Raw genomic sequence first — 388 nt, 5'->3', positions numbered from 1 at the left:
TTTCAGCTTGTTTCCTGGTTGTTAAAGAACAGAAATAACATTTTCAGTTATCATCGTTAAATAAACTCATTAAAGCATTTTAAGCATTAAATCAGTCAATTTACTTAACGATGATAAGTGGTGGAGATAAGCGGGATCGAACCGCTGACCTCCTGCGTGCAAGGCAGGCGCTCTCCCAGCTGAGCTATATCCCCATGTCATCGTTTATTTATCACCTTATTCACCTTTATCACTCACTCAGTTTGAGTGGTGGGTCTGAGTGGACTTGAACCACCGACCTCACCCTTATCAGGGGTGCGCTCTAACCACCTGAGCTACAGACCCAAGGGAATAACGGTTTTCTGCTCGATATTGTCTACAATATATCAATCAATCTGTGTGGACACTT

At 42.5% G+C, this 388-nt stretch carries 2 tRNA genes; both read right to left on the bottom strand.

The window, feature by feature from the left end:
* Positions 1 to 118: 118 nt before the first annotated feature.
* Positions 119 to 194 (bottom strand) — tRNA-Ala (locus tag HMPREF2732_RS00110).
* A 53-nt stretch (positions 195 to 247) separates the two neighbouring features.
* Positions 248 to 324, bottom strand: a tRNA-Ile gene (locus HMPREF2732_RS00105).
* Positions 325 to 388 lie beyond the last annotated feature (64 nt).

The sequence above is a fragment of the Haemophilus sp. HMSC061E01 genome, from assembly GCF_001810345.1.
Classification (GTDB): domain Bacteria; phylum Pseudomonadota; class Gammaproteobacteria; order Enterobacterales; family Pasteurellaceae; genus Haemophilus_D.
This window is presented reverse-complemented; position numbering and strand designations above follow the sequence as displayed.